The sequence below is a fragment of the Streptomyces sp. NPDC001904 genome (assembly GCF_040297005.1).
In the GTDB taxonomy this organism is placed as follows: domain Bacteria; phylum Actinomycetota; class Actinomycetes; order Streptomycetales; family Streptomycetaceae; genus Streptomyces.
The window spans coordinates 109,965-136,317 of record NZ_JBEOYI010000017.1 but is presented as its reverse complement, the minus strand read 5'-3'; the positions used below and the strand labels follow the sequence as shown (position 1 = coordinate 136,317).

The 26,353-nt window shown below is 71.0% G+C and carries 26 protein-coding genes; 14 read left to right on the top strand and 12 right to left on the bottom strand.

The genetic code is table 11. From position 1 onward, the window contains the following. Positions 1-162 precede the first annotated feature (162 nt). The 5 genes from ABT127_RS25255 (at position 163) to ccsB (ending at position 5,738) form a co-directional block, all read left to right on the top strand. Positions 163-1,467 carry a polysaccharide deacetylase family protein gene (locus tag ABT127_RS25255; RefSeq protein ID WP_351454207.1) on the top strand — a complete coding sequence of 435 codons (1,305 nt, stop codon included), beginning with the start codon at positions 163-165 and terminating at the stop codon, positions 1,465-1,467. Positions 1,468-1,533: 66 nt separating this feature from the next. Next, positions 1,534-2,154 carry a TlpA family protein disulfide reductase gene (locus ABT127_RS25250; RefSeq protein ID WP_351454205.1) on the top strand — a complete coding sequence of 207 codons (621 nt, stop codon included), beginning with the start codon at positions 1,534-1,536 and terminating at the stop codon, positions 2,152-2,154. 6 nt (positions 2,155-2,160) lie between these two features. Further along, positions 2,161-2,934, top strand: a complete 774-nt coding sequence (locus ABT127_RS25245; protein WP_351454202.1) for a cytochrome c biogenesis CcdA family protein — start codon at positions 2,161-2,163, stop codon at positions 2,932-2,934. 3 nt (positions 2,935-2,937) lie between these two features. Next, positions 2,938-4,650, top strand: a complete 1,713-nt coding sequence (resB, locus tag ABT127_RS25240) for a cytochrome c biogenesis protein ResB (protein ID WP_351454199.1) — start codon at positions 2,938-2,940, stop codon at positions 4,648-4,650. After that, the gene (gene ccsB, locus ABT127_RS25235) at positions 4,647-5,738 is read left to right on the top strand and encodes a c-type cytochrome biogenesis protein CcsB (RefSeq protein WP_351454196.1); all 1,092 of its coding nucleotides are present in this window, start codon (positions 4,647-4,649) and stop codon (positions 5,736-5,738) included. Before resB ends, ccsB begins: the two co-directional genes overlap by 4 nt. Before the next feature lie 51 nt (positions 5,739-5,789). On the opposite strand, the gene ABT127_RS25230 is transcribed toward ccsB, so the two are convergent. Continuing rightward, positions 5,790-6,779: an isopenicillin N synthase family dioxygenase gene (locus ABT127_RS25230; RefSeq protein WP_351454194.1), complete on the bottom strand. Its 990-nt coding sequence runs from the start codon at positions 6,777-6,779 to the stop codon at positions 5,790-5,792. A gap of 99 nt (positions 6,780-6,878) precedes the next feature. Between ABT127_RS25230 and ABT127_RS25225 the strand changes: the two genes are divergently transcribed. Next, positions 6,879-8,144 carry a PucR family transcriptional regulator gene (locus ABT127_RS25225; RefSeq protein WP_351454191.1) on the top strand — a complete coding sequence of 422 codons (1,266 nt, stop codon included), beginning with the start codon at positions 6,879-6,881 and terminating at the stop codon, positions 8,142-8,144. On the opposite strand, the gene ABT127_RS25220 is transcribed toward ABT127_RS25225, so the two are convergent. From ABT127_RS25220 to ABT127_RS25195, 6 genes are all read right to left on the bottom strand, one after another. Next, complete coding sequence (locus ABT127_RS25220) at positions 8,093-8,683, bottom strand: TetR/AcrR family transcriptional regulator (RefSeq protein ID WP_351454188.1); 591 nt, start codon at positions 8,681-8,683, stop codon at positions 8,093-8,095. The genes ABT127_RS25225 and ABT127_RS25220 overlap by 52 nt on opposite strands. Positions 8,684-8,878: 195 nt before the next feature. Continuing rightward, complete coding sequence (locus ABT127_RS25215; protein WP_351454185.1) at positions 8,879-9,847, bottom strand: quinone oxidoreductase family protein; 969 nt, start codon at positions 9,845-9,847, stop codon at positions 8,879-8,881. A gap of 59 nt (positions 9,848-9,906) precedes the next feature. Then, entirely contained in the window at positions 9,907-11,313 is a 1,407-nt protein-coding gene (locus tag ABT127_RS25210) for a purine-cytosine permease family protein (protein ID WP_351454182.1), read from the bottom strand. A 104-nt stretch (positions 11,314-11,417) separates the two neighbouring features. Next, positions 11,418-11,867, bottom strand: coding sequence for a nucleoside deaminase (locus tag ABT127_RS25205; RefSeq protein WP_351454180.1), 450 nt, complete (start codon positions 11,865-11,867; stop codon positions 11,418-11,420). Between the two features lie 14 nt (positions 11,868-11,881). Next, entirely contained in the window at positions 11,882-13,279 is a 1,398-nt protein-coding gene (locus tag ABT127_RS25200) for a purine-cytosine permease family protein (protein ID WP_351454177.1), read from the bottom strand. Between the two features lie 89 nt (positions 13,280-13,368). Continuing rightward, entirely contained in the window at positions 13,369-13,761 is a 393-nt protein-coding gene (locus ABT127_RS25195) for a PLD nuclease N-terminal domain-containing protein (RefSeq protein ID WP_351454359.1), read from the bottom strand. Between the two features lie 88 nt (positions 13,762-13,849). Between ABT127_RS25195 and ABT127_RS25190 the strand changes: the two genes are divergently transcribed. Continuing rightward, positions 13,850-15,310 carry a menaquinone biosynthesis decarboxylase gene (locus tag ABT127_RS25190; RefSeq protein ID WP_351454175.1) on the top strand — a complete coding sequence of 487 codons (1,461 nt, stop codon included), beginning with the start codon at positions 13,850-13,852 and terminating at the stop codon, positions 15,308-15,310. Continuing rightward, positions 15,307-16,212 (top strand): menaquinone biosynthesis prenyltransferase MqnP, encoded by a 906-nt coding sequence (mqnP, locus tag ABT127_RS25185; protein WP_351454172.1) that lies wholly within the window; start codon positions 15,307-15,309, stop codon positions 16,210-16,212. Before ABT127_RS25190 ends, mqnP begins: the two co-directional genes overlap by 4 nt. Before the next feature lie 44 nt (positions 16,213-16,256). Here the strand turns inward: mqnP and ABT127_RS25180 are convergent, their stop codons facing one another. Continuing rightward, positions 16,257-17,012 carry a hypothetical protein gene (locus ABT127_RS25180; RefSeq protein WP_351454169.1) on the bottom strand — a complete coding sequence of 252 codons (756 nt, stop codon included), beginning with the start codon at positions 17,010-17,012 and terminating at the stop codon, positions 16,257-16,259. A 60-nt stretch (positions 17,013-17,072) separates the two neighbouring features. After that, positions 17,073-17,693, bottom strand: a complete 621-nt coding sequence (locus ABT127_RS25175; protein WP_351454166.1) for a rhomboid family intramembrane serine protease — start codon at positions 17,691-17,693, stop codon at positions 17,073-17,075. A gap of 97 nt (positions 17,694-17,790) precedes the next feature. Between ABT127_RS25175 and ABT127_RS25170 the strand changes: the two genes are divergently transcribed. The 3 genes from ABT127_RS25170 (at position 17,791) to mqnE (ending at position 20,269) form a co-directional block, all read left to right on the top strand. Continuing rightward, on the top strand, positions 17,791-18,471 hold the full coding sequence (locus tag ABT127_RS25170) for a UbiX family flavin prenyltransferase (protein ID WP_351454163.1): 681 nt from the start codon (positions 17,791-17,793) through the stop codon (positions 18,469-18,471). Between the two features lie 115 nt (positions 18,472-18,586). After that, entirely contained in the window at positions 18,587-19,042 is a 456-nt protein-coding gene (locus ABT127_RS25165) for an Lrp/AsnC family transcriptional regulator (RefSeq protein WP_255975098.1), read from the top strand. Between the two features lie 63 nt (positions 19,043-19,105). After that, positions 19,106-20,269, top strand: coding sequence for an aminofutalosine synthase MqnE (mqnE, locus tag ABT127_RS25160; RefSeq protein ID WP_351454160.1), 1,164 nt, complete (start codon positions 19,106-19,108; stop codon positions 20,267-20,269). A 130-nt stretch (positions 20,270-20,399) separates the two neighbouring features. Here mqnE and ABT127_RS25155 read toward each other — a convergent pair whose 3' ends face one another. Beyond that, complete coding sequence (locus ABT127_RS25155; RefSeq protein ID WP_351454157.1) at positions 20,400-20,921, bottom strand: GNAT family N-acetyltransferase; 522 nt, start codon at positions 20,919-20,921, stop codon at positions 20,400-20,402. A gap of 160 nt (positions 20,922-21,081) precedes the next feature. On the opposite strand from ABT127_RS25155, the gene ABT127_RS25150 reads away from it, so the two are divergent. From ABT127_RS25150 to ABT127_RS25140, 3 genes are all read left to right on the top strand, one after another. Further along, positions 21,082-21,375, top strand: coding sequence for a DUF4229 domain-containing protein (locus ABT127_RS25150; RefSeq protein ID WP_351454154.1), 294 nt, complete (start codon positions 21,082-21,084; stop codon positions 21,373-21,375). 382 nt (positions 21,376-21,757) lie between these two features. After that, positions 21,758-23,086, top strand: a complete 1,329-nt coding sequence (locus ABT127_RS25145) for a dicarboxylate/amino acid:cation symporter (RefSeq protein ID WP_351454151.1) — start codon at positions 21,758-21,760, stop codon at positions 23,084-23,086. Positions 23,087-23,295: 209 nt separating this feature from the next. Then, positions 23,296-23,883: a TetR/AcrR family transcriptional regulator gene (locus ABT127_RS25140; RefSeq protein ID WP_351454356.1), complete on the top strand. Its 588-nt coding sequence runs from the start codon at positions 23,296-23,298 to the stop codon at positions 23,881-23,883. On the opposite strand, the gene ABT127_RS25135 is transcribed toward ABT127_RS25140, so the two are convergent. Then, on the bottom strand, positions 23,872-24,729 hold the full coding sequence (locus ABT127_RS25135) for a MaoC family dehydratase (RefSeq protein ID WP_351454148.1): 858 nt from the start codon (positions 24,727-24,729) through the stop codon (positions 23,872-23,874). The genes ABT127_RS25140 and ABT127_RS25135 overlap by 12 nt on opposite strands. A gap of 239 nt (positions 24,730-24,968) precedes the next feature. Continuing rightward, the gene (locus tag ABT127_RS25130) at positions 24,969-26,285 is read right to left on the bottom strand and encodes a 3-oxoacyl-ACP reductase (protein WP_351454146.1); all 1,317 of its coding nucleotides are present in this window, start codon (positions 26,283-26,285) and stop codon (positions 24,969-24,971) included. Between the last annotated feature and the right edge of the window lie 68 nt (positions 26,286-26,353).

The following is a 26,353-nucleotide window of genomic DNA, read 5'->3' as shown; positions in this document are numbered from 1 at the left end:
CCGGTCACGGCGGCCCTTCTGTGTTTCCCCTCTGCTTCGGCTATGTGCCACGTCAAAACACCCCAAAAGCGTCTCAATTCGAGGAACCCGCGTGTCTCTCGTGCCCTCTAAGGGGGTGTCGCCCTGTGAATGGGTGGCTGAGCGAGAAGCAAGGGGACGGTTATGCGAGACGTCAGCCGTAGGGGACTCATCGGTGCCGGAGCGGGCGCGGCCGCCGCGGTCGCGCTGGCCGGCTGCGGCTCGGGCGACTCTCCCTCGAAGGTCCAGGGCGACCCGACCAAATCGGGCCACCCCGGCGCCCCCAAGCAGCCGTCGGTGAAGCTCATCGGCGACGGCTCGACCGCGTACACCGGCAAGCAGCCCAAGCAGCCGCGCGCGCCCGAGAAGCTCGAACCGGGGCAGAAGCCGCCGCAGTTCGTGATCTTCTCCTGGGACGGCGCGGGCGAGGTGGGCAACGGCCTGTTCCCGCGCTTCCTCAAGCTGGCCGAGGACCACGGCGCGCACATGACCTTCTTCCTCTCCGGGCTCTATCTGCTGCCGGAGTCGAAGAAGCGCCTCTACCACCCGCCGAACAACGCGGTCGGCGCCTCCGACATCGGCTATCTCACCGACGAGCACATCAAGGCGACGCTGAAGTACACCCGCCAGGCCTGGCTCGACGGGCACGAGATCGGCACGCACTTCAACGGCCACTTCTGCGTGGGCGGCGGTACCGTCGCCAACTGGACGCCCGCCCAGTGGCGCAGCGAGATCGACCAGGCCAAGTCGTTCGTCCAGCACTGGCGGACGAACTCCGGCTGGACGGACCTGCCGCCCCTGCCGTTCGACTACGACAAGGAGCTGGTCGGCGGCCGCACCCCGTGCCTGCTCGGCCAGGACAACCTGCTGCCCACGGCCCGCGAGCTCGGCTGGCGCTACGACGCGTCCTCGCCCGGCGGCCGGCAGCGCTGGCCGGAGAAGCGGATGGGCGTCTGGGACCTGCCGCTCCAGGCCGTCCCCTTCCCCGGCCGCTCCTTCGAGGTGCTGTCGATGGACTACAACATGCTGGCGAACCAGTCCCACAACTCCACCCGCGCGCCCGCCTACAACTACCCGGGCTGGCGCAAGCAGTCGGCCGCCGCGTACATCGCCGGGTTCGACCGCGCGTACCGGACGAACCGGGCGCCGTTCTTCATCGGCAACCACTTCGAGGAGTGGAACGGCGGCATCTACATGGACGCCGTTGAAGAAGCGTTCAAGCACATCGCGGCCACCGCGGAGAAGCACAGTGACGTGCGTCTCGTCTCCTTCCGGCAGTTCGTCGACTGGCTGGACGTCCAGGACCCCGAGGTGCTGGACAAACTGCGCACGCTGGACGTGGGGCAGCAGCCGGCGCAGGGCTGGCGGAGGTTCCTGGAGAAGCCCGGCGCACCGGCCGGGAACCCCACCGGCAAGCACCACGAAAAGAGCGGCACAAACCCCTCCTGAAGTGGGCTTTTCCAGCCACGAGGGGGGTGCGAAAGATCCCTTGAACGGACATGCGAAACTTTTCACATGAGTGCCGCCTGCCGCGCCCCCCGCACCGCCGCGAATCTGCGCCGCGCCGCCAAGCTGACCGTAGGAGCCGCCGTGGCGGCCCTCGTCCTGACGGCGTGCGGCAATGGCGGCACCTCCGGGGGCGGCAACAACACCAACTTCGTGTCGAGCACCGGCGGGATCTCGACCGTCGAGAAGGCCGAGCGCCACGACGCCCCGACGCTGACCGGCAAGGACCTCACCGGCAAGCCCCTGAGCACCGACGACTACAAGGGCAAGGTCCTCGTCATCAACATCTGGGGCTCCTGGTGCTCGCCGTGCCGACTGGAGGCGAAGTACTTCGCCCAGGTCGCCAAGGAGACCAAGGGCAAGGACGTCCAGTTCATCGGGATCAACACCCGTGACCCCAAGTCCGGCTCGGCCATCGCGTTCGAGAAGGACTACGGGATCACCTACCCGAGCTTCTACGACCCGTCGGGCAGGCTCCTGCTCAAGTACGACAAGGGCATCCTCAACCCGCAGGGCATCCCCAACACCCTGGTCGTCGACCGCGACGGCAAGCTGGCCGCGCGCTCGCTGAAGGCGCTGAACGCCAAGAGCCTGCACGAGCTCATCGACCCCGTGATCGCGGAAAAGTGATCGGCGGTGGCCTCCTCGCTCGTCGCCCTCGCCGCTGACGGAATCGGCGGCACCGTGGAGAACGGTGCCCTGGTGTTCGCGCTGCCGATCGCCGTCCTCGGCGGACTGGTCTCCTTCTTCTCGCCCTGCGTCCTGCCGCTCGTTCCCGGCTATCTGTCCTACGTCACCGGGATCAGCGGCACCGACCTGATGGAGGCGCGGCGCGGGCGGATGGCCGCCGGTGCCGCCCTGTTCGTCCTCGGGTTCACCGTGGTCTTCGTCTCCGGCGGCGCGCTCTTCGGGTTCTTCGGGCAGACGCTGCAGGAGTACCGGGACGTCCTGAGCAAGGTCCTCGGCGTCCTGATGCTCGTCATGGGCGTCTTCTTCCTGGGGCTCATGCCCTGGCTGACCCAGCGCGAGTTCCGCTTCCACAGGCGGCCGGTGACCGGGCTCGTCGGGGCACCGATACTGGGCGCGCTGTTCGGCATCGGCTGGACCCCGTGCATCGGTCCGACCCTCGGCGCGGTGAGCGGCCTGGCCATGAGCCAGGGCAGCGCCGGCCGCGGCGCCCTGCTGATGGTCGCGTACTGCGTCGGACTCGGCGTCCCCTTCGTGCTCGCCGCGATCGCCTTCCGCAAGGCGCTCGGCGCCTTCGGCTGGGTCAAGAAGCACTACGCCTGGGTGATGCGCATCGGCGGCGGCATGATGATCCTGACCGGCGTCCTCCTGCTGACCGGCGCGTGGGACACCCTCGTCCAGCAGATGCAGATCTGGTCCAACGGCTTCACGGTGGGAATCTGATCCATGAGCAAGACAAACACCCCCGAAGAGGCCTCCGAGCAGGAGGCCGCGGCCCAGCTCAGCACGGCCCCGCAGGAGGACCGCAGCTCCGCATCCGCCACGTTCGGCGTCGTCGGCTGGGCCCGCTGGTTCTGGCGGCAGCTGACCTCGATGCGGGTCGCGCTGATCCTGCTGTTCCTGCTCTCGCTCGGCGCGATCCCCGGCTCGCTGATCCCGCAGTCCGGCACCGACCAGATGAAGGTCGACGCGTTCAAGAAGGCCCACGACGTCCTCGGGCCGCTCTACGACAAGCTCGGCCTCTTCCACGTCTACAGCTCGGTGTGGTTCTCCGCGATCTACATCCTGCTGTTCGTCTCGCTGATCGGCTGCATCATCCCGCGCACCTGGCAGTTCGTCGGCCAGCTGCGCGGCCGCCCGCCGCGTGCCCCCGGGCGCCTCGACCGGATGCCGGCGTACGCGACCTGGCGCACCGGGACCGGTGCGGACGAGGTCCACGCGGCCGCGCTCTCCGTACTGAAGAAGCGGCGCTACCGCGCGCACGTCGCGGGCCCGGCCGTCGCCGCAGAGAAGGGCTATCTGCGCGAGGTCGGCAACCTGATCTTCCACATCGCGCTGATCGTGATGCTGGTCGGCTTCGCCACCGGCCAGCTCTTCAAGTCCGACGGCACCAAGCTGGTCCTGGAGGGCGACGGCTTCGCCAACACCCTCTCCCAGTACGACGACTTCTCCTCCGGCAACCTCTTCGACCAGGACAACGGCCTCGAACCCTTCAGCTTCACGCTCAAGGACTTCACGGGAACGTACGAGCGCACCGGCCCCAACAAGGGCACCGCGCGCACGTACAAGGCCGACGTCACCTACAGCGAGGGCTCGGACGGCAAGGAGAAGAAGGCGACCATCAAGGTCAACGAGCCGCTGAAGATCAACGGCACCAAGATCTTCCTCTCCGGCCACGGCTACGCGCCCGTGGTCACCGTCCGCGACGGCAAGGGCAACATCGTCTCCGACCACACGCCGGTGCCGCTGCTGCCGATCGACTCCAACCAGACGTCCACCGGCGCCATCAAGATCATGGACGGCTACCGCGACAAGGACGGCAAGAAGGAACAGCTCGGCTTCAACGCCTTCTTCGTGCCGACCTTCGCCGGCTCCGGCAAGGGCAACATGTTCTCCCAGTTCCCGGCGCTCGACTTCCCGGTCCTCGCGCTCTCCGCGTACCACGGCAGCCTGGGCGTCGACTCCGGCCTGCCGCAGAACGTGTACCAGCTGGACACCACGAACATGAAGCAGTTCAAGGACTCCAAGGGCGAGCTGCTCAAGAAGCGGCTGCTGCCCGGCGAGACCATGAAGCTGCCGAACGGCGCGGGCTCGATCACCTTCGAGAAGGGCGTCCAGGAGTGGGCCACCTTCGAGATCGCCAAGCAGCCCGGCACCGGCTGGGCGCTCACCGGTGCGATCGCGGCCATCGCCGGCCTCGTCGGCTCGCTGTTCATCCAGCGCCGCCGCGTCTGGGTGCGGGCCACCACCGGCGACGACGGCGTGACCGTCGTCGAGATGGCGGGCCTGGGCCGCAGCGAGTCCGCGAAGCTCCCCGAGGAGCTGGGCGCACTCGTCGACAAGGTGCACGCACAGGCGCCGAGCGCCCCCGCCCCCTCTGAAGACTCCGCACATTCCGAAACCACCGCTGTTCCCGCCGCCGAAGGGGCTGAGAAGTGAATCTCGCCGCCGCCACCAACGAGAACCTGGCGCAAGTCAGTAACGTCCTCATCTACTCGTCGATGGCCGTCTATCTGCTGGCCTTCTTCGCGAACATGGCCGAGTGGATCTTCGGCAGCCGCAGCAAGACGGGCCGCGCCGCCGCCGCGCTGACCGCCCAGAAGCCGGCGAAGACGGCGGCCGCCGCCCCGGCCGTGCAGGTCAAGAAGAACGGTTCCACCGCCGTCCTGGAGCGGCCCCAGGTCGTCACCCGGGCCGCGTCCGGCTCGCGCGGCGACGTGCCGGACGGCCCCGGCGCCTCCGGCGGCGACGAGCAGGGCGACCTCTACGGCCGGATCGCCGTGTCGCTCACCGCGCTCGGCTTCCTCATCGAGTTCGCCGGTGTCCTCACCCGCGCGCTGTCCGTGCAGCGCGCCCCGTGGGGCAACATGTACGAGTTCAGCATCACCTTCTCCACCGTCGCCGTCGGCGTGTACCTCGCCCTGCTGGCGATGAAGAAGAACGTCCGCTGGCTCGGCCTGCCGCTGGTCATCACCGTCCTGCTCGACCTCGGCCTCGCGGTCACCGTCCTGTACACGGCGAGCGACCAGCTGGTCCCGGCGCTGCACTCGTACTGGCTGTACATCCACGTCTCGACGGCGATCTTCTGCGGCGCCGTCTTCTACGTCGGCGCGGTCGGCACGCTGCTCTACCTCTTCAAGGACTCCTACGAGAACAAGCTGGTCAAGGGCGGCACGCCCGGCAAGTTCGCGACCTCGGTGCTGGAGCGGCTGCCCGCCTCCGCGTCCCTCGACAAGTTCTCCTACCGGGTCAACGCGGCCGTCTTCCCGCTGTGGACGTTCACGATCATCGCGGGCGCCATCTGGGCCGGCGACGCCTGGGGCCGCTACTGGGAGTGGGACCCGAAGGAGACCTGGTCGTTCATCACCTGGGTCGCCTACGCCTGCTACCTGCACGCCCGCGCGACGGCCGGCTGGAAGGGCCGCAAGGCCGCCTACCTGGCGCTGATCGCCTTCGCCTGCTGGCTGTTCAACTACTACGGCGTGAACATCTTCGTCTCCGGCAAGCACTCCTACGCCGGAGTGTGACCCCGCACGCGTGAGGGCCGGTTCCTTCGGGAACCGGCCCTCTGCCGTGTGTCAGCCCACCGTGATCGCGTCCAGCTTCCCGCGCAGATACACGTGCGAGTCCACCGGCTCGTACGCCACCGTGCCCTTCGGCGCGGGCAGCGGCGCCACCGTCGTGGCCGGGTCGCACTCGTAGAAGTAGACGAGCGACATCAGCTCCTCGGCGGGCGCGTCCGCGGGCGGCGGCAGCACGCGGTGGCGGCCCGAGCGCCAGCGGTCGCCGGTCCAGCGGGCCATCAGGTCACCGATGTTGATGGTGAACGCCTCCGGGTCGAACGGCGCGTCCTCCCAGCCGACACCCCCGTCCGCGGGGTCCGTGAACACCTGGAGGCCGCCCCGGCCCGCCTGCCGGTCCAGGACCGTGACCGTGCCGAAGTCGGTGTGCGGGCCGATCCGGAACTGCCCCGGCTCCGGCTCCCCGACGACCTCCGTGCCCGGATACCAGTTGATGTTGAAGCCCCAGGTGGGCCGCGAGGTGTGCCGGGTGAAGAAGTCCGCGGGCTCGTCGAGCGCCACCGCCAGCAGCTCCAGGAGCCGGTCGGAGAGCTCCCGCATCCGGGCCAGGTACGTCTCCACCAGCGTGCGCAGCTCGGGCGCCTCGGCCGGGAAGACGTTCGCGCCGGACCACTCGGCGGCGATCGCCGGGTCCTCGAACGCCGTGTCAGTGGCGAAGGAGATCGACTCCTTCAGGTCGGGCGGGGTCTCGGTGCCCTCGGAGTAGCCGTTCGCCTCGGCGCCGGGACCGAGCCAGCCGCGCCCGCCGACCTTCACGGCGTACGGCTCCTTCACCTCCGCCGGCAGCCGGAAGAAGGCGCGGGCCGCGTCCCGGATCCGCGTCCGCAGGCCCGGGTCGATCCCGTGCCCGGTGACCAGCAGGAACCCGGCGCTGCGCAGGGCCTCGTCGACGGTGCGGGCGATCGCGGCGCGGGCCGCCGGATCGCCGGACAGCCACGGCCGGAGATCGATGGTCGGGATACGGGGCGCGTCCTGCGGTGAGGTCATGCGTCCACTCTCGGGCCACGGAAACACCGGGGCAACGTGCGCCCCGTACTCTCCGGGCAGTCCCCACCCCGACGGAATGTCTGCCCCCGGGAGGCCCGCGTGCCCGCTCTCACGCTCCGCGAGATCCTGGCCCTCGACGGCGTCGCCGACGCCTCCCCCGAACTCCTCGCCGGACAGGCCGCGTTGGACCGCCCCGTGCGCTGGGTGCACTCCAGCGAGGTCTACGAGGGCGCGGGCTTCCTGGACGGCGGGGAACTGCTGCTGACCAACGGCTTCGCGTTCCTCGGCGCCGACGCGGGAGCGCTGCGCCGGTACGTGCGCGAGCTGGCCGCCCGCGGGGTCGCCGGGCTCGCCGTGGAGGTGGGCCGGTCCCTGGAGCGGATGCCCGCCGACGTGGTGGCCGCCGCCCGCGAGCTGGGCTTCCCGCTGATCGCGCTGCGCCGGGTCGTGCCGTTCGTGCGGATCGCGGAGGCCGCCAACCGGGCCATCGTCACCCACGGCCTCACCGCCCGCGCGGTGCCGGTGACCCGGGGCGTCGACCACGCGGCCGCGCTGCTCGCCGACCTCGCCGACGGGCAGGCGCTCAACCAGCCCGAGGTGGCGGCCCGTTCGGCGCTCGCCGGGTTCCGGCCGGGCCCCGGCGCGCGGCTCGTCGGGGTCTGCGCGCACGGCCCGCGGGCCGCCGCCCTCGCCGCCGTCGACCGGGTCGCGGGCCGCCGCGGCCTGCGCGCCGCGTTCCCCGGCGATGTGCTCGCGCTGCTCGTGCCGCCGCCGGGGCGGGACGCGGTGCGTGCCGTGCGGGACGCCTTCCGCACGACGGCGGGACCCGGGCTCACGATCGCCGTCGGACATGCCGTGGACGCGGACGACGGCTGGCTGCGCTGGACCGACACCCTGCGCGCGGCCCGTACGACGCTGGAGCTGGCGCTGACCGTACCGGCGGCCGAACCGGCCTTCGGCGACGGTCCGTCGGTGACCTCGGCGCGGGCCCTCGCCCTGGAGCGGGAGCTGACCCGCGGCGGCGTCGAGGCCAACCGCGAGCGCCTCGCCCGGCTCGTCGACCACGTCCTCGGCCCGCTCCTCGCCTGGGAGGCCCAGCACGGCAGCGACCTGGTCCGCACCCTGGAGGTGCACCTGCGGCACGGGTGCAGCCCGACGCGGACGGCCGCGCTGCTGCACATCGGGCGGCAGTCCCTCTACCAGCGCCTGGAGCGGATCGAGTCGCTGCTCGGCATCGAGGTCGGCGACCCGGAGCTGCTCGGCGAACTGCTCGCCGCCGCGTGCGCGGTCCGGGTCGTGGGCGCCCGCGCCGCTCAGGGCTCCAGCGAGCGCCAGATCCTGTCCGGCAGGACCCGGGCCGCCTGACCGAGGTCGACGTCGCCGACGGACAGCCAGCGCCGGGCGACGCCGACGACCGGCCCGAGCACCATGCTCTCGATCAACGGGCCGGGCAGGCAGGCCAGTTCACCCGACGCGACGTGCCGCTCCAGCCAGACCGCCAGCGGTGACAGGCGTGCCTCCTGGGTGTCGCGCAGCTGCCTCGCCTGCGCCATGGTCAGCCGGTCCGCGTAGGAGGAGTGCAACAGCCGTGCCGCGTCCGGGTGTTCGCCGACGAAGGCGAGATAGGCGCGGACGGCCGCGCGGATGCCGGTGCGCGCGGTGCGGGAGCGGGTCAGGGCCTTGCCCACGTCGTCGAGGAGCCGGCCGAGCCAGCGCAGCAGCAGCGCGTTCATCAGCCCGTCGACGCTTCCGAAGTGGTGGTACAGGCTGCCCGCGCTCACGCCGCTGGACGTGGTGAGGGAATGGACGGTCACCCCGGTCTCGCCCGCGTCGGCGTACACGGCGAGGGCCGTGTCGAGGAGACGCTCGACCGTCTCCGCGCCACGTCGTTGCTTGGGACTCATGGTGTCAGTCAGCGTAGAGCACGATGTCAACGACAGGTCTCCGGATGTGTTTCTCAAGTGAATATCTAGAAATTCACTCCAGTTTCCGGGCTCGCTGCGTCACACTGATCGTCACGAAGAGCGGGCCGGGGGAGACCCCGGCCGGGGCCGTCGAGCGGCGCGGGGGACCGTTCGACGGCCCGTTCTGCCGTCGGGTCAGGGCGCGACCCGCAGCAGCAGCTTTCCCGTGGTGGTCCGCGAGGCCAGTGCCCGGTGCGCCGCGGCCGCCTCGCTCAGGGAGAACTTGCCGGTGACCGGCAGCTCGACGCCGGGCACGGCGAAGGCCCGCGCGGCGAGTTCCCGCAGCTCCTCGGGCGCGGTCTGCGCCAGGGTCAGGATCGAGAAGCCGCCCACGGACCGGCCGCCCGGGTACAGCTCGGGCTGGCCCACCTGCCAGGCGGGCGCCGCCGAGGCGTTGCCGAAGGAGACCAGCCGGCCGAAGACGGCGAGCGTGTCCAGCGTCTCGCGCAGCACGTCACCGCCGACCGGGTCGAGGGCCAGGTCGACCCCGCGTCCACCGGTCAGATCACGTACGGCCGCGCCGAATCCGTCGGCGAGCACCACGTCGTCGTAGCCGTACTTGAGGGCGTACTCGGCCTTCGCCGCGCTGGACACGACGCCGACGACCCGGCCCGCGCCCGCCGCCCGCGCGAGCTGTCCCGCGACCGTGCCGACCCCGCCCGCCGCGCCCTGCACGAGCACCGTCTCGCCCTCGCGCAGCCGTCCCACGGAGTGCAGCAGCGCGTACGCGGTCGGCAGCACGGTCGGCAGGCTCGCGGCCGTGCGCAGATCCGTACCGGCGGCGAGCGGGAAGACGGTGGCGGCGTCGGCCACGGCGACCTCGGCGTAGGCGCCGCCCTCGGTGAGCGCGGCCACCTCCTGGCCGACGGTGAACCCGTCGACTCCCGCGCCCAGAGCGCGAATCCGGCCCGACAGCTCCAGGCCGGGCACGAACGGCAGCCGCGGCACCCGGTACCCCTCCAGGCGGGCCTTGTGGTCGGCGAAGTTCACGCCCGTGTACGCCACGTCGACGGACACCTGCCCGGGCCCAGGCTCCGGGACCTCGATCTCCACCGCCCGAAGGACCTCGGGCCCGCCGTACTCCTCGAACCGCACCGCACGCATCGCGCGCACCCCGTCTCCGCAACCATCGGTGTTCGTCTGATGACGAACACTCTGTCGGCTCAGACTGTACGACGCGGAGCGAACACTCGGCAAGCGGCCGCGTACACCGCCGCGCTGACCGCGAACCCGACGACGCAGGTCACGTCCCCGAGGTCGGGCCACTTCTCCGCGGCCCAGCCCACGAACTTCTCCTGGTGGGAGAAGAGCGGCACGGACACGGCCGCGCCGGTCAACAGGGCGAAGAATCCGGGCCAGTTGGCGTAGGACGGGTCGCTGAGCCGTCCCGCGAGCCGCGCGTGGGCGACCGTGCGCATCCGCCACCGCTCCACCATCACGACCCCCAGCCAGGGCCCGATCCAGTACGCGATCACCAGCAGGAACGCCTCGTACGCCGCGCCCGCGTCGGCGAGCGACGCCCAGGCGGCCGCCGTACCGGCAAGACCCGAGATCACCACGAGCGTCGAGCGGCCGAGCCAGGACGGCAGCCGCAGGCCGAGCGAGGTGACGGACATGGCGGACGAGTAGACGTTGAGGGCGTTGGCGGAGACCGCGCCCAGGATGATGGCGAGCAGCGTCAAGTTCCCCAGCCAGCCCGGCAGATGGCCGGTGAAGGCGCCGGTCGGCGTCGCCGCTTCGGGGGCCGCGATCGTCGCCGACGCCACCCCGATCATGCCGACCGCGTAGACGGAGACGAAGAGGCCGAGCGCCGGGTAGAGGGCCGTCTTCCAGCGGGAGGCGGTGGCGGGCAGATAGCGCGAGTAGTCGGCCGCGTTCGGGTTCCACCCGGCCGCGTACCCCCACGCCGAGCTGAACGCGAGCAGGAACCCGCCGAGGCCGCCGCCGGAGCCGCCGCCCGAGAAGTCCGCCTTGCCGAAGGTCCAGACGCCCGCGAGCAGGAAGACCACGGCGAGCACGGGCAGCGCGTACCGCTCGAAGGCGTGCACGAAGTTGTGGCCGATGAAGCCGATGGCGATCTCCGCCGCGACCACCAGGAGGAGCGAGGGCAGCGGGCGCAGCCCGGTCAGCGAGTTCAGCGCGAAGGCGGCGCTGACGCTGTTCACCGCGAACCAGCCGACCCCCGCCACGATCGCGTTGACCGTGCTCGGCAGCAGATTGCCGCGCCGCCCGAACGCGAACCGCCCGATCGCCATCTGCGGCACCCCGAACCGGGGCCCGTCCAGGCTCAGCACCCCGTGGGAGAGGGCGCCGACGGCGGTGCCGAGCAGCAGGGCCGCGGCGGCCTGCCAGAAGCTCAGGCCGAAGAACAGGACGGAGATCACGCCGATGTAGACGGTCGCGAACTCGATGTTGGGCGAGGCCCACGTCCAGATCAACTGCCGTGGGCTGCCGTGCCGTTCGGCCTCAGGGATCGGCTCGGACCCGGCCGTCTCGACGGCGATGACCTTGTCGCCGTACGCGGGCGGGGCCGCCGGAGCGGCGTCTGTGCTGGTGGAGGCGGTCGTCATGCCCCCTGAGTGTCCGGTGGCGGACGCGTCCCGCACAGGGGCGCACTGTCCGCTTCCGAGGGAGCGGCGGCGTACAAGATGTACGCCGCCACGCCGGCGGCGGGCTACTCGCCGATGTCCTCGTTCCAGAGCTCCGGCTTCGCCGCGATGAACTCCTCCATCATGCCCACGCACTCGGGGTCGTCGAGCAGCACGATCTCGACGCCGTGCTCGGCCAGCCAGTCGTGCCCGCCGTGGAAGGTGCGCGCCTCGCCGACGATCACCCGCGAGATCCCGAACTGCCGCACCAGACCCGAGCAGTACCAGCACGGCGAGAGCGTGGTGACCATGGTCGTGCCCCGGTACGAGCGCTGCCGCCCGGCGTTGCGGAACGCGTCGGTCTCCCCGTGCACGGATGGGTCGGCGTCCTGCACCCGGCGGTTGTGGCCGCGGCCGAGGACGGTGCCGTCGGCGGAGTAGAGCGCGGCGCCGATCGGGATGCCGCCCTCGGCGAGACCGGCCTTCGCCTCCTCGACGGCGGTGGCGAGCCAGGTGCGGGCGAGATCGAGGTCCATGACGTACGGCCTTTCTACAGAGACGGGGTTGCGGATGCGCGGCGGCGCAGGAGCGCGTACAGACCGGCGCCGAGCACGAACCCGACCGGGCAGGTCAGGTCGCCGACGCCGGGCCACTGGGCGGGCACCCAGCCGACGAACAGGGTCTGGTTGGAGAAGAGCGGGACGGACACGGCGACCCCGGCGAGCAGCGCGACGAGTCCGGCGGCTTGAGTGAACGTACGGTCCTGGAGCCGCTCGGCGAGCGCCGCGTCGGGCAGCGCGCGCAGCACGTGCTCCATCAGGACGACACCGAGCCAGGGCGCGATCCAGTACGCGATGACCAGCAGGAAGTTCTCGAAGGCGTGCCCGGCGTCGGCGAGCGAGGCCCAGCCCGCCGCGGCGCCGATCGCGCCGACGACGGCGACCAGGGCGGCCCGGTTCAGCCACCGCGGCAGCTTCAGGTCCAGGGAGGACAGCGAGACGGCCGCCGAGTAGACGTTCAGGGTGGCCGCCGCCATCGCGCCCAGGATGATCGCGACGAGGGTGAGCCGGCCCAGCCAGTCCGGGAGCTGCCCGGTGAAGGCGTCGGTGGGGGAGGCGCCGGCGGGCGCGGCGAGCGTGGCCGAGGCCGCGCCGATCACCGAGACGACGGAGACCGGGACGAACAGGCCGAGCCCCGCGTACCAGGCGGTGGCGCGGCGCGAGGTGGTCTCGGGCAGGTAGCGGGCGTAGTCGGAGGCGCACGGGTTCCAGCCCGCGGTGAAGCCGAAGCAGGCGCTGAAGGCGAGCAGGAACCCGCCGAAGCCGCCGCCCGATCCGGACGAGGCGCCGAGATCGGCGTCCAGGAAGATCCACACCCCGGCGAGCAGGAAGATCACGCAGAGCACGGGGAACGCGTACTTCTCGAACCGGTGCACCAGGTCGTGCCCGACGTAGCCGATGACGACTTCGAGGACGACGAGGATCAGCAGGCTCGGCAGCGGGGCGAGCCCGGTCAGCGAGTTCAGGGCGAAGGCGCCGCCGACGGTGTTCACGGCGAACCAGCCGACCCCGGCGACGAAGGCGTTCACCGCGGACGGCAGCGCGTTGCCCCGGAATCCGAAGGACAGCCGTCCGATCACCATCTGCGGGACGCCGAACCGCGGCCCGTCCGTCGACAGGACGCCGTGCGCCAGCGAGCCGAGCCCGGCGCCGAGCACCAGGGCGGCGACGGCGGGCCAGAAGCTCAGGCCGAACGCGGAGACGGAGAGCACCCCGATGAACACGGTGGCGAAGCCGACCTGGGGCGAGGCCCAGGTCCACAGCAGTTGGCGGGGCGAGCCGTGCCGGCGCTCGGGCGGCACGGGGTCGGCCCCGTGCTCCTCCACGGCGAGTCGCTTCTCGGGAGCGGGTGGCGCGCTCTGCTCGGGGACATGCGGGGATCTGGACATGGGCCTTTACGGGGGCGAGGTGCGGAGGAGGTGGTTCCGCATCCAGTGTGCGGGATGCCCCGGCCGCGTCGTGCGGGCCCCCGGCGCCGTCAGTCCGTGCCCTGCTCGCCCTCGCGGCGCCGCAGCTCCTCCTCGCGGCGGCGCAGGTCGGCCTCCCAGTCCTTGAGCAGCGCCTCGTCCTTCTTGTTGTCCTCCTGGAGGGAGGCGAGGAACTCGGGGTTGTCGTCGGGGGCGACGTACTGGGTGCGGCGGTTGCGGTGACCCGACGAGAAGGGGCTGGGGGTGCGGCCGCCCTGCGGGACCGTGCGCTGCTTGCCCGCGGCCAGCCAGACGATCGGCCCGACGATCCAGAACAGCAGGATGATGAAGACCCAGGCGACCTTCGGCAGGTGCTTGGTCTCGTCCTCGGGCGTGTTCAGGCAGTCGATGAACGCGTAGATCGTCAGGGCCAGCGGGATCAGGAACATCAGGACCCGGAGCATGGTGTGCGCTTCCCCCAAGGTGCGATGAGAGGCCCATGCGGCCCCCCGGTGACCGGGCCAGGGTAGCGGTTGCCGGATACTGGACAGCATGGCTTACGACGATCTTCGCTCCCTGCTCCGGGCGCTGGAGCGCGAGGGCGACCTGAAGCGCATCAAGGCCGAGGTCGACCCCTACCTGGAGGTCGGTGAGATCGTCGACCGGGTGAACAAGGCCGGCGGCCCGGCCCTGCTCTTCGAGAACGTGAAGGGCTCCGCGATGCCCCTCGCGATGAATGTCTACGGCACCGACCGCAGGCTGCTGAAGGCGCTCGGCCTGAAGTCGTACGACGAGATCAGCGACAAGATCGGCGGCCTGCTCAAGCCCGAGCTGCCGCAGGGCTTCGGCGGGATGCGGGAAGCGTTCGGCAAGCTCGGCGCGATGACGCACGTACCGCCGAAGAAGGTGAAGTCCGGCGACGCGCCCGTCCAGGAGGTCGTCCTCACCGGCGACGACGTCGACCTCGACAGGCTCCCCGCGCTGTTCACCTGGCCCGAGGACGGCGGCTCCTTCTTCAACCTGGGGCTCACGCACACCAAGGACCCCGACACGGGCGTGCGCAACCTCGGCCTCTACCGCCTCCAGCGCCACGACAAGCGCACCATCGGCATGCACTGGCAGATCCACAAGGACAGCCGCAACCACTACCAGGTGGCCGCCAAGCGCGGCGAGAAGCTGCCGGTCGCCATCGCCTTCGGCTGCCCGCCCGCCGTGACCTACGCCTCGACGGCGCCGCTGCCCGGCGACATCGACGAGTACCTGCTCGCCGGGTTCATCCAGGGCAGGCGCGTGGAGATGGTCGACTGCAAGACGGTCCCGCTCCAGGTCCCGGCCCATGCCGAGGTCGTCATCGAGGGCTGGCTGGAGCCGGGCGAGATGCTGCCCGAGGGGCCCTTCGGCGACCACACCGGCTTCTACACCCCGCAGGAGCCGTTCCCCGCGCTGACCATCGACTGCGTCACCATGCGCAAGCGCCCGCTGCTCCAGTCGATCGTCGTCGGCCGCCCGCCGACCGAGGACGGCCCGCTCGGCCGCGCCACCGAGCGCTTCTTCCTGCCGCTGCTCAAGGTGATCGTCCCCGACATCGTGGACTACCACCTGCCCGAGTCCGGCGGCTTCCACAACTGCGCGATCGTCTCGATCGACAAGAAGTACCCCAAGCACGCCCAGAAGGTCATGAGCGCCGTCTGGGGCGCGCACATGATGTCGCTGACCAAGCTGATCGTCGTCGTCGACTCCGATTGCGATGTCCACGATCTTCATGAAGTCTCGTGGCGGGCGCTGGGCAACACGGACTACGCCCGCGACCTGATGATCACCGAAGGACCCGTCGACCACCTCGACCACGCCTCCTACCAGCAGTTCTGGGGCGGCAAGGCAGGAATCGACGCGACGAGGAAGTGGCCCGAGGAGGGCTACACGCGGGACGGGGGCTGGCCCGAGATGGTCGTCTCCGACCCCCGGACGGCGGCGCTCGTCGACCGCCGCTGGAAGGAGTACGGACTCAAGTGAGCAGCGCCTCAGCAGCAATCCCGCAGCAGCCGGGCCGGACCAAGGCCTTCCTGCGCCTGGTGATGATCGAGCACTCGGTGTTCGCGCTGCCCTTCGCCTACATCGCGTCGCTGACCGCGATGTTCCAGCTGGACAAGAACATCCACTGGGGGCGGCTGCTCCTGGTGACCGTCTGCATGGTCGGCCTGCGCACCTTCGCCATGGCCGCCAACCGGATCATCGACCGCGAGATCGACGCCCGTAACCCGCGCACCGCCCACCGCGAGCTGGTCACCGGCGCGGTGTCGGTGAAGTCGGCGTGGACCGGCGCGCTCATCGCGCTCGTCGTCTTCCTGGGCGCGGCCGCCCTGCTGAACCCGCTCTGCCTGGCGCTGGCCCCCATCGCGGTGATCCCGATGGTCGTCTACCCGTACGGCAAGCGGTTCACGAACTTCCCGCAGGCCATCCTCGGGCTCGCCCAGGCGATGGGCCCGGTCGGCGCCTGGATCGCGATCACCGGCTCCTGGTCCTGGGACGCGGTGATCCTCGGTCTCGCCGTCGGCATCTGGATCGGCGGCTTCGACCTGATCTACGCCTGCCAGGACGTGGAGACCGACCGCGAGGTCGGCGTGAAGTCCGTCCCCGCCCGCTTCGGCATCCCGGGCGCGATCTGGGGCGCCCGCGCCTGCCACACCGTGGTGACGGCCCTCTTCGTCTGGTACGCGCTCGCGACCGGCGCCGGAGCCTTCTTCTGGCTCGGTCTGGTGATCGTCGCCGCCGCGTTCCTGTACGAGCACACGATCGTGAAGCCGCACGACCTGTCCCGCCTGAACCGGGCGTTCTTCCAGGTCAACGGCTTCATCGGGATCGCCCTGTTCGTGTGCGCGCTGCTCGATCTGCTGGTTCGAGGATTGACGGTCTGACGGTCTGACGGTCTGGCGGTCTGGCGGTCTGGCGGTCTGGCGGATCAGGCGATCCGCTCCGCGCCGCCGTCGGCGCGCAGCAGCCGCAGGAACGCCTTGAGCCCGGTGATGATCTCCTGGTTGTCCGTCAGCCGGTTCACCACCGACTCGAACTCGCGGCTCATGGCGTCGAGGCGCTGGTCGGTGCGGTCCGCCCGCTTGGTCGCCGAGATGCCGACCACGTCGAGCGCCTCGTGCAGGCGGGCGAGGGAGCCGTAGGCCTCCTCGGCCATGTGCTCCAGCACCTGGTTGCCCCTCTTGAGGTCGGCGACCTCCTTGCGCACGGAGGCGATGTCGTCGCGCGGGTGGCGCACTTCACGGTCGAGGGTGACGAGCCGCCGCCGCAGCGCGCCGAAGTAGGCGCCCGCGGGCCGGAAGAACGTGCTGAGCAGATAGCCGCCCGCGAGCCAGTAGCCCGCCGTGCGACCGGTGGCCACCGCGACGGCCACCGCGAGCCCGCCCGTGAACAGGTGCGCGCCGATCGCCGTCCGCAGCATCACCCGGGCGATCCGGGCGGCCTCCGCGTCCCGGTCACCCGGTACGGAGATCCCCTTCTCCCGGCTGACACCCGCCTCGTGCACCACGGAACGGGCCCGGAAGTAGAGATTCCAGGGAACGGTCAGCAGCAGCACCAGCCACAGCAGACACAGCGCGCCACCACCGGCGAGCAGCAGCGTCTCGGCCGGTACACCGAGCACGCGGACCAGGACGAGCGCGACGACCGACGCCGCGCCGCACACCACCAGGTATCGGAGCTTCATGCCCCCACGGTGCGCCGCGCCGGGGGAGCGGCGCATGCGTGCGGGTACTCAGTCGCGTACTCAGCCGGTGGGCCGCGGCGCGCCGGACGTCCCGGGCGGTCTGCGCAGGACGAACGCCGCGCCGACGCCCGCGATCAGGCCGATCAGATGGCCCTGCCAGCTGACCCCCTCGTTCGCCGGGGAGAGGCCCGCCAGGAACGTCGTGCCCCAGTACGCCGCTATCAGCAGGCCGATCACGATGCCGAGGGGTCTGCGCTCCACGAAACCGCTGAGCACCACGAAGCCGAACAGGCCGAATATCAGGCCCGACGCGCCCGCCGTGTTCGTGTGGTCGGGGGCCACCAGCCAGACGCCGAGACCGTCCGCGACGATGATCAGCGCACAGGCCAGGAAGAAGCGGCGCAGGCCTTGAAGCGCGGCGACGAAGCCGAGGACCAGCAGCGGCACCGAATTCGCCGCGACATGGGCGAAGCCGAAGTGGACGAAGGCCGCCGGGATCACATCGACCAGCTCGGAGGGCTCGCGCGGCTCGATGCCGAAGCTGTCGAGGGCGTGCCCGGACACCACGTCGACCCCTTCGAGCAGCCACAGCAGGGCCACCCAGACGATCATCACCTTGCCGGCCGCCAGCACGCGGCCGCCCGCGCTCCACTTCTTCTGCTGCTGCGCGTCGTACGCCATCCCAGCCCCGTCCCCCCGGACCCCGCCCGTCATGAGTCACAACGCCCTCGGCCCCTGCTCAAGTTCCCCCATGAGCATGCCGGATAGGCTCGGGTGTGTGGAGCACGTCAACGCAACCAGCCGCACGCCCTGGGTCGTCGGAGTGTCCGGCGCGTCCGGAACCCCGTACGCGGCCTCGGTGCTGCGCGCCCTGCTGCGGGCCGGCGAGGCCGTCGACCTGGTCGTCTCGCGGGCGTCGCGGCTCACGCTGCTCGACGAGACCGGCATCTCGTTCCGGGACGCGCACTGGCGCGAGGACCTGGGGGAGTGGCTGGCGCGGGGCGCGGACGGCAAGCCGGGGACGTTCACCGGCATCGACCTGAGCGACGTGCGGTACTGGGCCGCGGGCGATCTCGCGGCCGGGCCGTCTTCCGGTTCGTACCCGGTCAAGGGCATGATCATCGTGCCCGCGTCGACCGCGTGCGTGGCCGGTGTCGCGCTCGGGCTCTCGAAGGACCTGCTCCAGCGCGTCGCCAGCGTGACGCTCAAGGAGCGGCGGCCGTTGGTCCTCACCGTGCGGGAGACCCCGCTGAACGGGCAGACCCTCCGGCACCTCGTGACGCTGGACGAGGCGGGCGCGGTCGTGCTCCCGGCCTCACCGGCGTTCTACGCGGGGGCGACGCACATCCAGGATCTGGTGGACTTCGTCGCCGGGCGGACGCTGGACGCGGCGGGAGTCGCGCACACGCTGTTCCGCCGCTGGGAGGGAGAGCTGGGGGGAGGCTCTCGCGGGGAGTAGCGCGGGAGCATTTCTTTCCGGTCGGACTTTAGAACTTGCTGGGCGTTTTCCCTGCCAGCCTTGGATTCCACACGTAGACTCGCGTTAACGCTGAATAATGAAAGGCTTTGGACCTATGGACGCCGTGGACAGGCAGCTCATCCAGGCCCTGCGCGAGAACGGCCGCGCCTCGTATGCGGAGTTGGGCCGGCTCGTCGGCCTGTCCGGGCCGAGCGTCACGGACCGCATCAACCGCCTGGAGGCGGCCGGCGTCATCACCGGCTACCGCGCCACCGTCGACTCGGCCTCGCTCGGCCTCGGCGTGATCGCCCTCATCGGCATCTCGCTCTCCGACGCGGCCGACCACGAGGACGTCGCGCACCGGCTGAAGGACCTGCACGAGATCGAGGACTGCTGGTTCATCGCGGGCGACGACTCGTACATGCTCAAGGTGCGCGCCAGCGACGTCGACGGCCTGGAGCGGACGATCCGGCGGCTCAGCGGCACCAAGGGCGTCTCCCGCACGCGCACGACGATCGTGCTGTCCACCAAGTGGGAGAACCGGGTCGGGGAGCTTCCCGAAGAGGCGTGAGCGGGCCCGTCGGCGCGACGGCGTACGGTGGGCGGAGTCTTTGATTTGAGGAGAGGTACGGGCATGGACGCAGGGCTCAAGCGCGAGCTGGAGCAGAAGGTCAGGGACGGTGAGCGGCTGTCCCGCGAGGACGGCATCGCGCTCTACGACTCGGACGACCTGGCCTGGCTCGGCGGCCTCGCCCACGAGGTGCGCACGCGCAAGAACGGCGACGTCGTGCACTTCAACGTGAACCGTCACCTCAACATGACGAACGTGTGCACCGCCTCCTGCGCCTACTGCTCGTTCCAGCGCAAGCCGGGCGAGAAGGACGCGTACACGATGCGCATCGAGGAGGCCGTCAAGCTCGCCAAGGCGATGGAGTCGGAGAACCTCACCGAGCTGCACATCGTCAACGGCCTGCACCCGAACCTGCCGTGGCGCTACTACCCGCGTTCCCTGAAGGCCCTCAAGGAGGCCCTGCCGGACGTCGGCCTCAAGGCGTTCACGGCCACCGAGATCCACCACTTCGAGAAGATCTCGGGGCTCTCCGCCTCCGACATCCTCGACGAGCTGATCGAGGCCGGTCTGGAGTCGCTGACCGGCGGCGGCGCCGAGATCTTCGACTGGGAGGTCCGGCAGCACATCGTCGACCACGACACCCACTGGGAGGACTGGTCGCGGATCCACCGCCTCGCGCACGAGAAGGGGCTCAAGACCCCCTCGACGATGCTGTACGGGCACATCGAGGAGCCCCGCCACCGCGTCGACCACGTCCTTCGCCTGCGCGAACTCCAGGACGAGACCGGCGGCTTCCAGGTCTTCATCCCGCTGCGCTACCAGCACGACTTCGTCGACATGAAGGACGGCAAGGTCAGGAACCGCCTCCAGGAGCGGACGACCATGGCGACCGGCGCCGAGGCCCTGAAGACCTTCGCGGTCTCGCGGCTCCTCTTCGACAACGTGCCGCACGTGAAGTGCTTCTGGGTGATGCACGGGCTGCACACCACGCAGCTCGCGCTGCAGCACGGGGCCGACGACATGGACGGCTCGGTCGTCGAGTACAAGATCACGCACGACGCCGACAATTACGGGACGCCGAACAAGCTGACCCGCGAGGACCTGCTGGACCTCATCAGGGACGCCGGGTTCCGGCCCGTCGAGCGCAATACGCGGTACGAGATCATCCGCGAGTACGAGGGTGCCGATCCGGCCCGCCGGGACGAGCCGCAGCCGATGCGGGTCTGAGTTTTTCGGTTCGTTGCCGGGTGCGGCTCGCGTCGTGGCCGGTCGCGCAGTTCCCCGCGCCCCTGAGGGCCGTAGGCCTTTCAGGGGCGCGGGGAACTGCGCGAGAAGCGGCCACCGGGCCGCAGGCGGTTCACAGCGGGAGCAGCATGTGGATGTCGTCGCGGTCGTCGCCCGGGGCCACGCGGATGGCGCCGGGGATGCGGCCGACCTCCTTGTAGCCGCACGCCGCGTAGAAGACGTCGGCCCCCGTGCCGCCCCGGCACGTGAGGCGCAGCGCCTCGATGCCGTCGAAGCCGAGCGCCGCGTCCCGCGCGGCCTCCATCAGCGCGTGGCCGTACCCCTTGCCCTGGTGGGCGGGGTGCACCATCACCGTGTACAGCCACAGGTGATGCCTCATCAGGCGGTGCGGATTGAACGCCAGGAACGCCGTGGCGGCCACACCCCCCTCCGCGTCGCGCCCGACCAGCAACCGCACCCGACCCTCCGCCATCCCGGCAAGGTGCCGCACCAGCTCGGGCCGGATGTCGGCGGCGGTCACCGGGGGGACGAAGCCGACGGCCCCGCCGGCGTTCGAGACGTCCGCCCACAGCGCGAGCACACCGTCGCGCAGGTCAGGGGTGACGGACGGGTCGAGTTCGAAGCGCAGGGACATGCGGGCGAGCCTAAAGGGTGACTCCGCGGGAACCGCAGGCCGATCCACCCTGGTCCGGGCCACCCCGGCCCCCGGCGACTTCGAGCACTCCTCCGCGTGCTTCACTGGAGGGGCGCTCGTCCTGTAAGAGGACCTTTTCGGAACGGAAGAGTGGATTGACATGCTCCGATACACGCTGATGCGCCTCGGGATCTTCGTGGGCTGCTTCCTCGTCGTCTGGGGTCTCGTCGCCACCGGCATCGTCCCGCGCGGCCTCGGCGGCTCGAACTACCTGTGGATCATCCTGCTCGCCCTGGTGATCTCCGCGCCGCTCAGCTTCGTGCTGCTGCGCAAGGAGCGCGACCGCGCCTCCCAGAAGATCGTCGCCCGCGTGGACCGCGCGAAGGCGAACATGGAGGCCAGCCGCACCATGGAGGACGAGGCGGACGACGCCGCCCGCGCGCACCGCGCGTAACTTACGTCACACGCAGGCCCCGGCCCCGGCACCGTATCGGTGCCGGGGCGCCTGTGTTTTCAAGGTAAATGCGGCTTAAGGGGCATGCGGGCAGCGCACCCTACCCAAAGAAGCCCTTTGATGTTCCCAAAGCGCCGGTGTTAACGTTCCCGACATGAAGACGACAGCCGCGCCCCGCATCACCACGAGCGTCCCGCTCGTGGAGCGCCTGCATGTCGATCTCTGCCGCTGCATGTCCGCGGCCTGTCGCGCCTGAGCGCACATTCCGATGCAGCGACGCCGTTGACCTCGTAACACGGTCGCCGCTCCCGTACGAAGCGAAGACTCGCTGACCCCCGTACGTTCCCGCCTTGTCCCCGCGCGTCATCACTGGAGTGCTTCCGTGTCCGCGAACACCACCCCCGCCGACGCGAAGCCGGCTTCCCCGAAGTCCGGCTTCCGTATACCGAAGGTCCCGTTCTGGGCGCAGATCGTGGGCGGTCTCGTCCTCGGTGTGCTGCTCGGCTGGCTGGCCCGCAGCCAGGACATCTCCTGGCTCGTCACCACGCTCGACAAGATCGGCGGCATCTTCATCCAGCTGCTGAAGCTGGCCGTCGCCCCGCTCGTCTTCTTCGCGATCCTGGTGTCGATCACCAACCTGCGCAAGGTCAACAACGCCGCGCGCCTCGCCACCCGCACCCTGCTCTGGTTCATGATCACGTCGCTGATCGCGGTCGCCATCGGCCTCGTCATCGGCCTGGTCACCAACCCGGGAGCGGGCACCGGCCTGACCCCGAAGGACGGCGGCAAGCCGGACCACGCGGGCTCCTGGATCGACTTCCTGACGGGCATCGTCCCGGAGAACGTCATCACGCCGTTCACCGACCTGAACGTCCTGCAGATCGTCTTCATGGCCGCCGTCGCGGGCATCGCGATCCTGCAGATCGGCGAGAAGGCCAAGCCGATCCTGACCCTGTCGGAGTCGATCCTCGAACTCCTCCAGAAGGCCCTGTGGTGGGTCATCAAGCTGGCCCCGCTCGGCACCGTCGGCCTCATCGGCTACGCGATCGCCACCTACGGCTGGGACCTCATCAGCAAGTACGCGACCTTCACCGCCGACATCTACGTCGGCTGCGCCCTGGTCCTCTTCGGCGTCTACCCGCTGCTGCTCGCGACCGTAGCCAAGCTGAACCCGGTGCAGTTCTTCAAGGGCGCCTGGCCCGCCATCCAGCTGGCCTTCGTCTCGCGCTCCTCGGTCGGCACCATGCCGCTGACCCAGAAGGTCACCGAGCGCCTCGGCGTCCCGAAGGAGTACGCGTCCTTCTCCGTGCCGTTCGGCGCCACCACCAAGATGGACGGCTGCGCCGCGATCTACCCGGCGATCGCCGCGATCTTCGTCGCGCAGATCTTCGACATCAACCTCTCGGTCGGTGACTACCTGCTCATCGCCTTCGTCTCGGTGGTCGGTTCCGCCGCGACGGCCGGTCTGACGGGCGCCACGGTCATGCTGACCCTGACCCTGTCGACGCTCGGCCTGCCCATGGAGGGCGTCGGCCTGCTCCTCGCGATCGACCCGATCCTCGACATGATGCGCACGGCCACGAACGTCGCCGGCCAGGCGCTCGTCCCGGTGATCGTCTCCGCCCGCGAGAACATCCTGGACCGCGAGGCCTACGACCACGCGACCTCGTCCCCGGTGGAGGAGCCGCAGCAGGTGGCCGTCGCCGCCTGACGCGTCCCCCGGCTCGCACCACCGCCGCACCGTGCCCCGCCCCGGATCTCCGGGGCGGGGCACGGTCGTGTGCGGAGGCGGTCCGTCCGGTCCGTAGGGTGAGGGGTGCACAGCGGGTGAGAGGGAAGGCGGCTGGGGTGGGCGGCGACGGCAGGGCCGAGGCGGCGGCGCGGCAGAAGCGGTTGCCGCGGGCGGAGCGCGAGCGGCAGATGATGGACGCCGCGGTGCGGGTGTTCGGCGAGCGCGGTTACCGGGCGGCCTCGATGGACGAGATCGCCGAGCTGGCCGGGGTCTCCAAGCCGCTGGTGTACCTGTACCTGAACTCCAAGGAAGAGCTGTTCACCGCCTGCATCCGGCGTGAGGCGGCCGCCCTGATCGCCGCCGTACGGGCCGGGGTGCGCGCCGACGTGCCCGCCGACCGGCAGCTCTGGGAAGGGCTCACCGCCTTCTTCACGCACACCGCCGAGCACCCCGACGGGTGGGCGGTCCTGCACAGCCAGGCGCGGTCGGGCGGGGACCCGTTCGTGGCCGAGGTCGGCGCGATGCGGGACGAGATCGTCGCCTTCGTGACGGCGCTGATCGCCGCGGCCGCCCGGGAGGCGCACGGCGATCCCGAACTCGCCGAGCGGGAGGTCACCGGGCTCGCCCAGGCGCTGGTCGGCGCGGCCGAGGCGCTGGCCGGCTGGGCCAACACCGACCGGTCCGTCTCCGCCGGGGAGGCCGCGACGACCATGATGAACTTCGCCTGGTCCGGGCTCGGCAATCTGATGGACGGGCGGCGCTGGTCAGCCCGGTAGCCCCGTGACCTCGCCGGTCAGGTGCACCCGCTCGCCCCCGGCCGACCGCAGTTCGAAGGCCGGGCCCCGAGCCGCGTACGTCACCGTGCCCGGCAGCAGCACCGGCGCCCTGAACCGTGCTTGGACGTGAACGGGCCCGTGCGCCCCGAACTCCGCCAGGCACCGGGCCACCGTCCACATGCCGTGCGCGATGGCGCGCGGGAAGCCGAAGGCACGGGCCGTGAGCGGGTGCAGGTGGATGGGGTTGCGGTCACCGGAGGCCGCGCCGTAGCGCCGCCCGAGGTCTGCGGCGAGGCGCCACTCGGTGCCGCCGGGAAGCGGAGCCGTGGCCTGCTGCTGTTCCTGCTGCTCGCCCGGGGCGCTGTCCGTCCGGTGCCGGGCCAGATACGTGCTGGTCGACTCCCATACGGGCGTCTCGCCGGTGTCGCCCGTGGGCCGCAGACCGGTGACGACGACGGCCTCCGTGCCGCGCCGGTGGGGGCGCAGCTCCGGTATCGCGACGGTCAGCTCGTAGGTGCCGGTGGGGGCCAGGTCCCGCTGCTGGGTGATCTCGATCGAGGTGTGCACCAGTCCGAGCAGCGGCAGCGGGAAGGAGCGGGCCGACATCAGGCGCATGGCGAGGGGGAAGCCCAGGACGTGCGGGTAGGTGACCGGGAGTTCGTCGCGGGTGGTGGGGTAGGCGCAGACGCGCTCGTACGCCGTGAGGTGCTCCGCGCGGACCTGGAGTTCTGTGATCCGGGTCGCTGCGTGCGGGGGTGGGGTGCTGCCGGTGGCCCGGGGCCGCTTGAACGGTGACTGCAGCGCGCCGCGCAGCATCAGGGGGAGCAGGGGCGGGGGCGAGGTCATGGTGGCGGGGTCCTTGGGGTGGTGGGTTCGTCGGCGTGGTGGGTGCGGTGCGGCTCCGGTGGGGGCTTCTCGCGCAGTTCCCCGCGCCCCTGAGGCATGCGCTGCGCGCCGCCTCCCCTGAAGGCCGCAGGCCTGTCAGGGGCGCGGGGAACTGCGCGACCAGCCACGACGAGAGCCGCGCCCGAAGAACGACCAGGGGACGCGGGGCGCACCCCGATCACCCGGGCTCAGCGGAGCGTTCAGGCTCCGAGGAGGCTCTGGCCGCAGACCCGGACGATCTGGGCGTTGACGGCGGGGGACGCCGCGAACCAGGACGTCGTCTCGGCGACGTCCACCGGAAGCCCACCCTGACCGAGGGAGTTCATGCGGCGCCCGGCCTCCCGGATGAACAACGGAACGGCCGCCGTCATCTTCGTCTCGATGAACCCGGGCGCCACGGCGTTCACGGTGACCCCGTGCTCGGCGAGCGCGCGCGGCGCCAGCGACCGGACGAGACCGACGATGCCGGCCTTGCTGGCGGCGTAGTTGGTCTGCCCGGCGTTGCCCGCGATCCCGGCGATGGAGGCGGTGGCCACGATGGCCCCGCCGCGCCGCACGGCCCCCGCCTTGAGGAGCGAGTCGGTCGTGCGGAGCACACTGGCGAGGTTGACGTCGAGCACCGAACTCCACCGCTCGGCAGGCATGTTGGCGAGCCGCCGGTCCCGGGTGATGCCCGCGTTGTGGACCAGGACGTCCAGCCCGTCGGGAACGAACTCGGCGATGCGCTCACCCGCGTCCCCGGCCGTGATGTCGAGCGGCAGCGCCCGCCCGCCGAGCCGCTCCGCGACCTTCGCCAGGTCGGCCTCGGCGGACGGCACGTCGAGCAGCACGACCCGCGCGCCGTCGCGGACGAGCGTCTCGGCGACGGCCTCCCCGATCCCGCGTGCGGCGCCGGTGATCAGCGCGGTGCGCCCGGCGAGCGGCCGTGCCCAGTCCTCGGGGGCCGTCGCCCCGTCGGCGTCGCCGCCGACCTCGACGACCTGGCCGCTGACGTAGGCGGACCTGGGGGAGAGCAGGAAGCGCAGGGTGGACTCGGCGCCCGCCACCGGACCGGCGACCCGCACGAGGTTCACGGTCCGGCCGCGCCCGATCTCCTTGCCGAGCGAGCGGACGAAGCCCTCGAGGCCCTGCTGCACGGCCGCCTGGTGATGGTCGTCGGCCGACGGCGGGGCGCCGAGCACGACGACACGGCCGCCCGCCGCGACGGACCGTACGACGGGGTGCAGAACGGCGTGCACCTCGGCGAGCGCGTCGACGTCGGCCACGGCCGTGGCGTCCACGACGACGGCGGCGGGCCGCTCCGCACCGGCGGCGACCGTGAGCCCGGTCCCGCCCAGCAGCGCCGCCAGCTCCTCCTCGTACGCGGACGAGCCCGCCGTGACATGCAGCAACGGACCGTCGAGGGAGGGGTGTTCGGCGTTGAAGCGGCGCAGCGGAGCGGGTTGCGGAAGTCCGAGGCGTTTGGTCAGGAAGCGGCCCGGGGCCGTGCCGGTGAAGTTCAGATAGCGGTCGGCCATTGTCCAACTCCCTGCTCGGTCGTAAATTTACTTCGGAGTAAGGTTACTCAGTAGTCAGGAGTTGTCGA

Excerpts from the sequence above, each read along its gene's own strand:
- ABT127_RS25140 (WP_351454356.1), top strand. The coding sequence starts at position 23,296 with ATGATGGACGCCGCGGTGCGGGTGTTCGGCGAGCGCGGTTACCGGGCG.
- ABT127_RS25150 (WP_351454154.1), top strand. The coding sequence starts at position 21,082 with ATGCTCCGATACACGCTGATGCGCCTCGGGATCTTCGTGGGCTGCTTC.
- ABT127_RS25135 (WP_351454148.1), bottom strand. The coding sequence starts at position 24,729 with ATGACCTCGCCCCCGCCCCTGCTCCCCCTGATGCTGCGCGGCGCGCTG.
- ABT127_RS25165 (WP_255975098.1), top strand. The coding sequence starts at position 18,587 with ATGGACGCCGTGGACAGGCAGCTCATCCAGGCCCTGCGCGAGAACGGC.
- ABT127_RS25195 (WP_351454359.1), bottom strand. The coding sequence starts at position 13,761 with ATGCTCCGGGTCCTGATGTTCCTGATCCCGCTGGCCCTGACGATCTAC.
- ABT127_RS25130 (WP_351454146.1), bottom strand. The coding sequence starts at position 26,285 with ATGGCCGACCGCTATCTGAACTTCACCGGCACGGCCCCGGGCCGCTTC.
- ABT127_RS25215 (WP_351454185.1), bottom strand. The coding sequence starts at position 9,847 with ATGCGTGCGGTGCGGTTCGAGGAGTACGGCGGGCCCGAGGTCCTTCGG.
- ABT127_RS25180 (WP_351454169.1), bottom strand. The coding sequence starts at position 17,012 with ATGAAGCTCCGATACCTGGTGGTGTGCGGCGCGGCGTCGGTCGTCGCG.
- ABT127_RS25155 (WP_351454157.1), bottom strand. The coding sequence starts at position 20,921 with ATGTCCCTGCGCTTCGAACTCGACCCGTCCGTCACCCCTGACCTGCGC.
- ABT127_RS25190 (WP_351454175.1), top strand. The coding sequence starts at position 13,850 with ATGGCTTACGACGATCTTCGCTCCCTGCTCCGGGCGCTGGAGCGCGAG.
- mqnE (WP_351454160.1), top strand. The coding sequence starts at position 19,106 with ATGGACGCAGGGCTCAAGCGCGAGCTGGAGCAGAAGGTCAGGGACGGT.
- ABT127_RS25250 (WP_351454205.1), top strand. The coding sequence starts at position 1,534 with ATGAGTGCCGCCTGCCGCGCCCCCCGCACCGCCGCGAATCTGCGCCGC.
- ABT127_RS25210 (WP_351454182.1), bottom strand. The coding sequence starts at position 11,313 with ATGACGACCGCCTCCACCAGCACAGACGCCGCTCCGGCGGCCCCGCCC.
- ABT127_RS25255 (WP_351454207.1), top strand. The coding sequence starts at position 163 with ATGCGAGACGTCAGCCGTAGGGGACTCATCGGTGCCGGAGCGGGCGCG.
- ABT127_RS25220 (WP_351454188.1), bottom strand. The coding sequence starts at position 8,683 with ATGAGTCCCAAGCAACGACGTGGCGCGGAGACGGTCGAGCGTCTCCTC.
- ABT127_RS25200 (WP_351454177.1), bottom strand. The coding sequence starts at position 13,279 with ATGTCCAGATCCCCGCATGTCCCCGAGCAGAGCGCGCCACCCGCTCCC.
- ABT127_RS25205 (WP_351454180.1), bottom strand. The coding sequence starts at position 11,867 with ATGGACCTCGATCTCGCCCGCACCTGGCTCGCCACCGCCGTCGAGGAG.
- resB (WP_351454199.1), top strand. The coding sequence starts at position 2,938 with ATGAGCAAGACAAACACCCCCGAAGAGGCCTCCGAGCAGGAGGCCGCG.
- ABT127_RS25230 (WP_351454194.1), bottom strand. The coding sequence starts at position 6,779 with ATGACCTCACCGCAGGACGCGCCCCGTATCCCGACCATCGATCTCCGG.
- ABT127_RS25175 (WP_351454166.1), bottom strand. The coding sequence starts at position 17,693 with ATGGCGTACGACGCGCAGCAGCAGAAGAAGTGGAGCGCGGGCGGCCGC.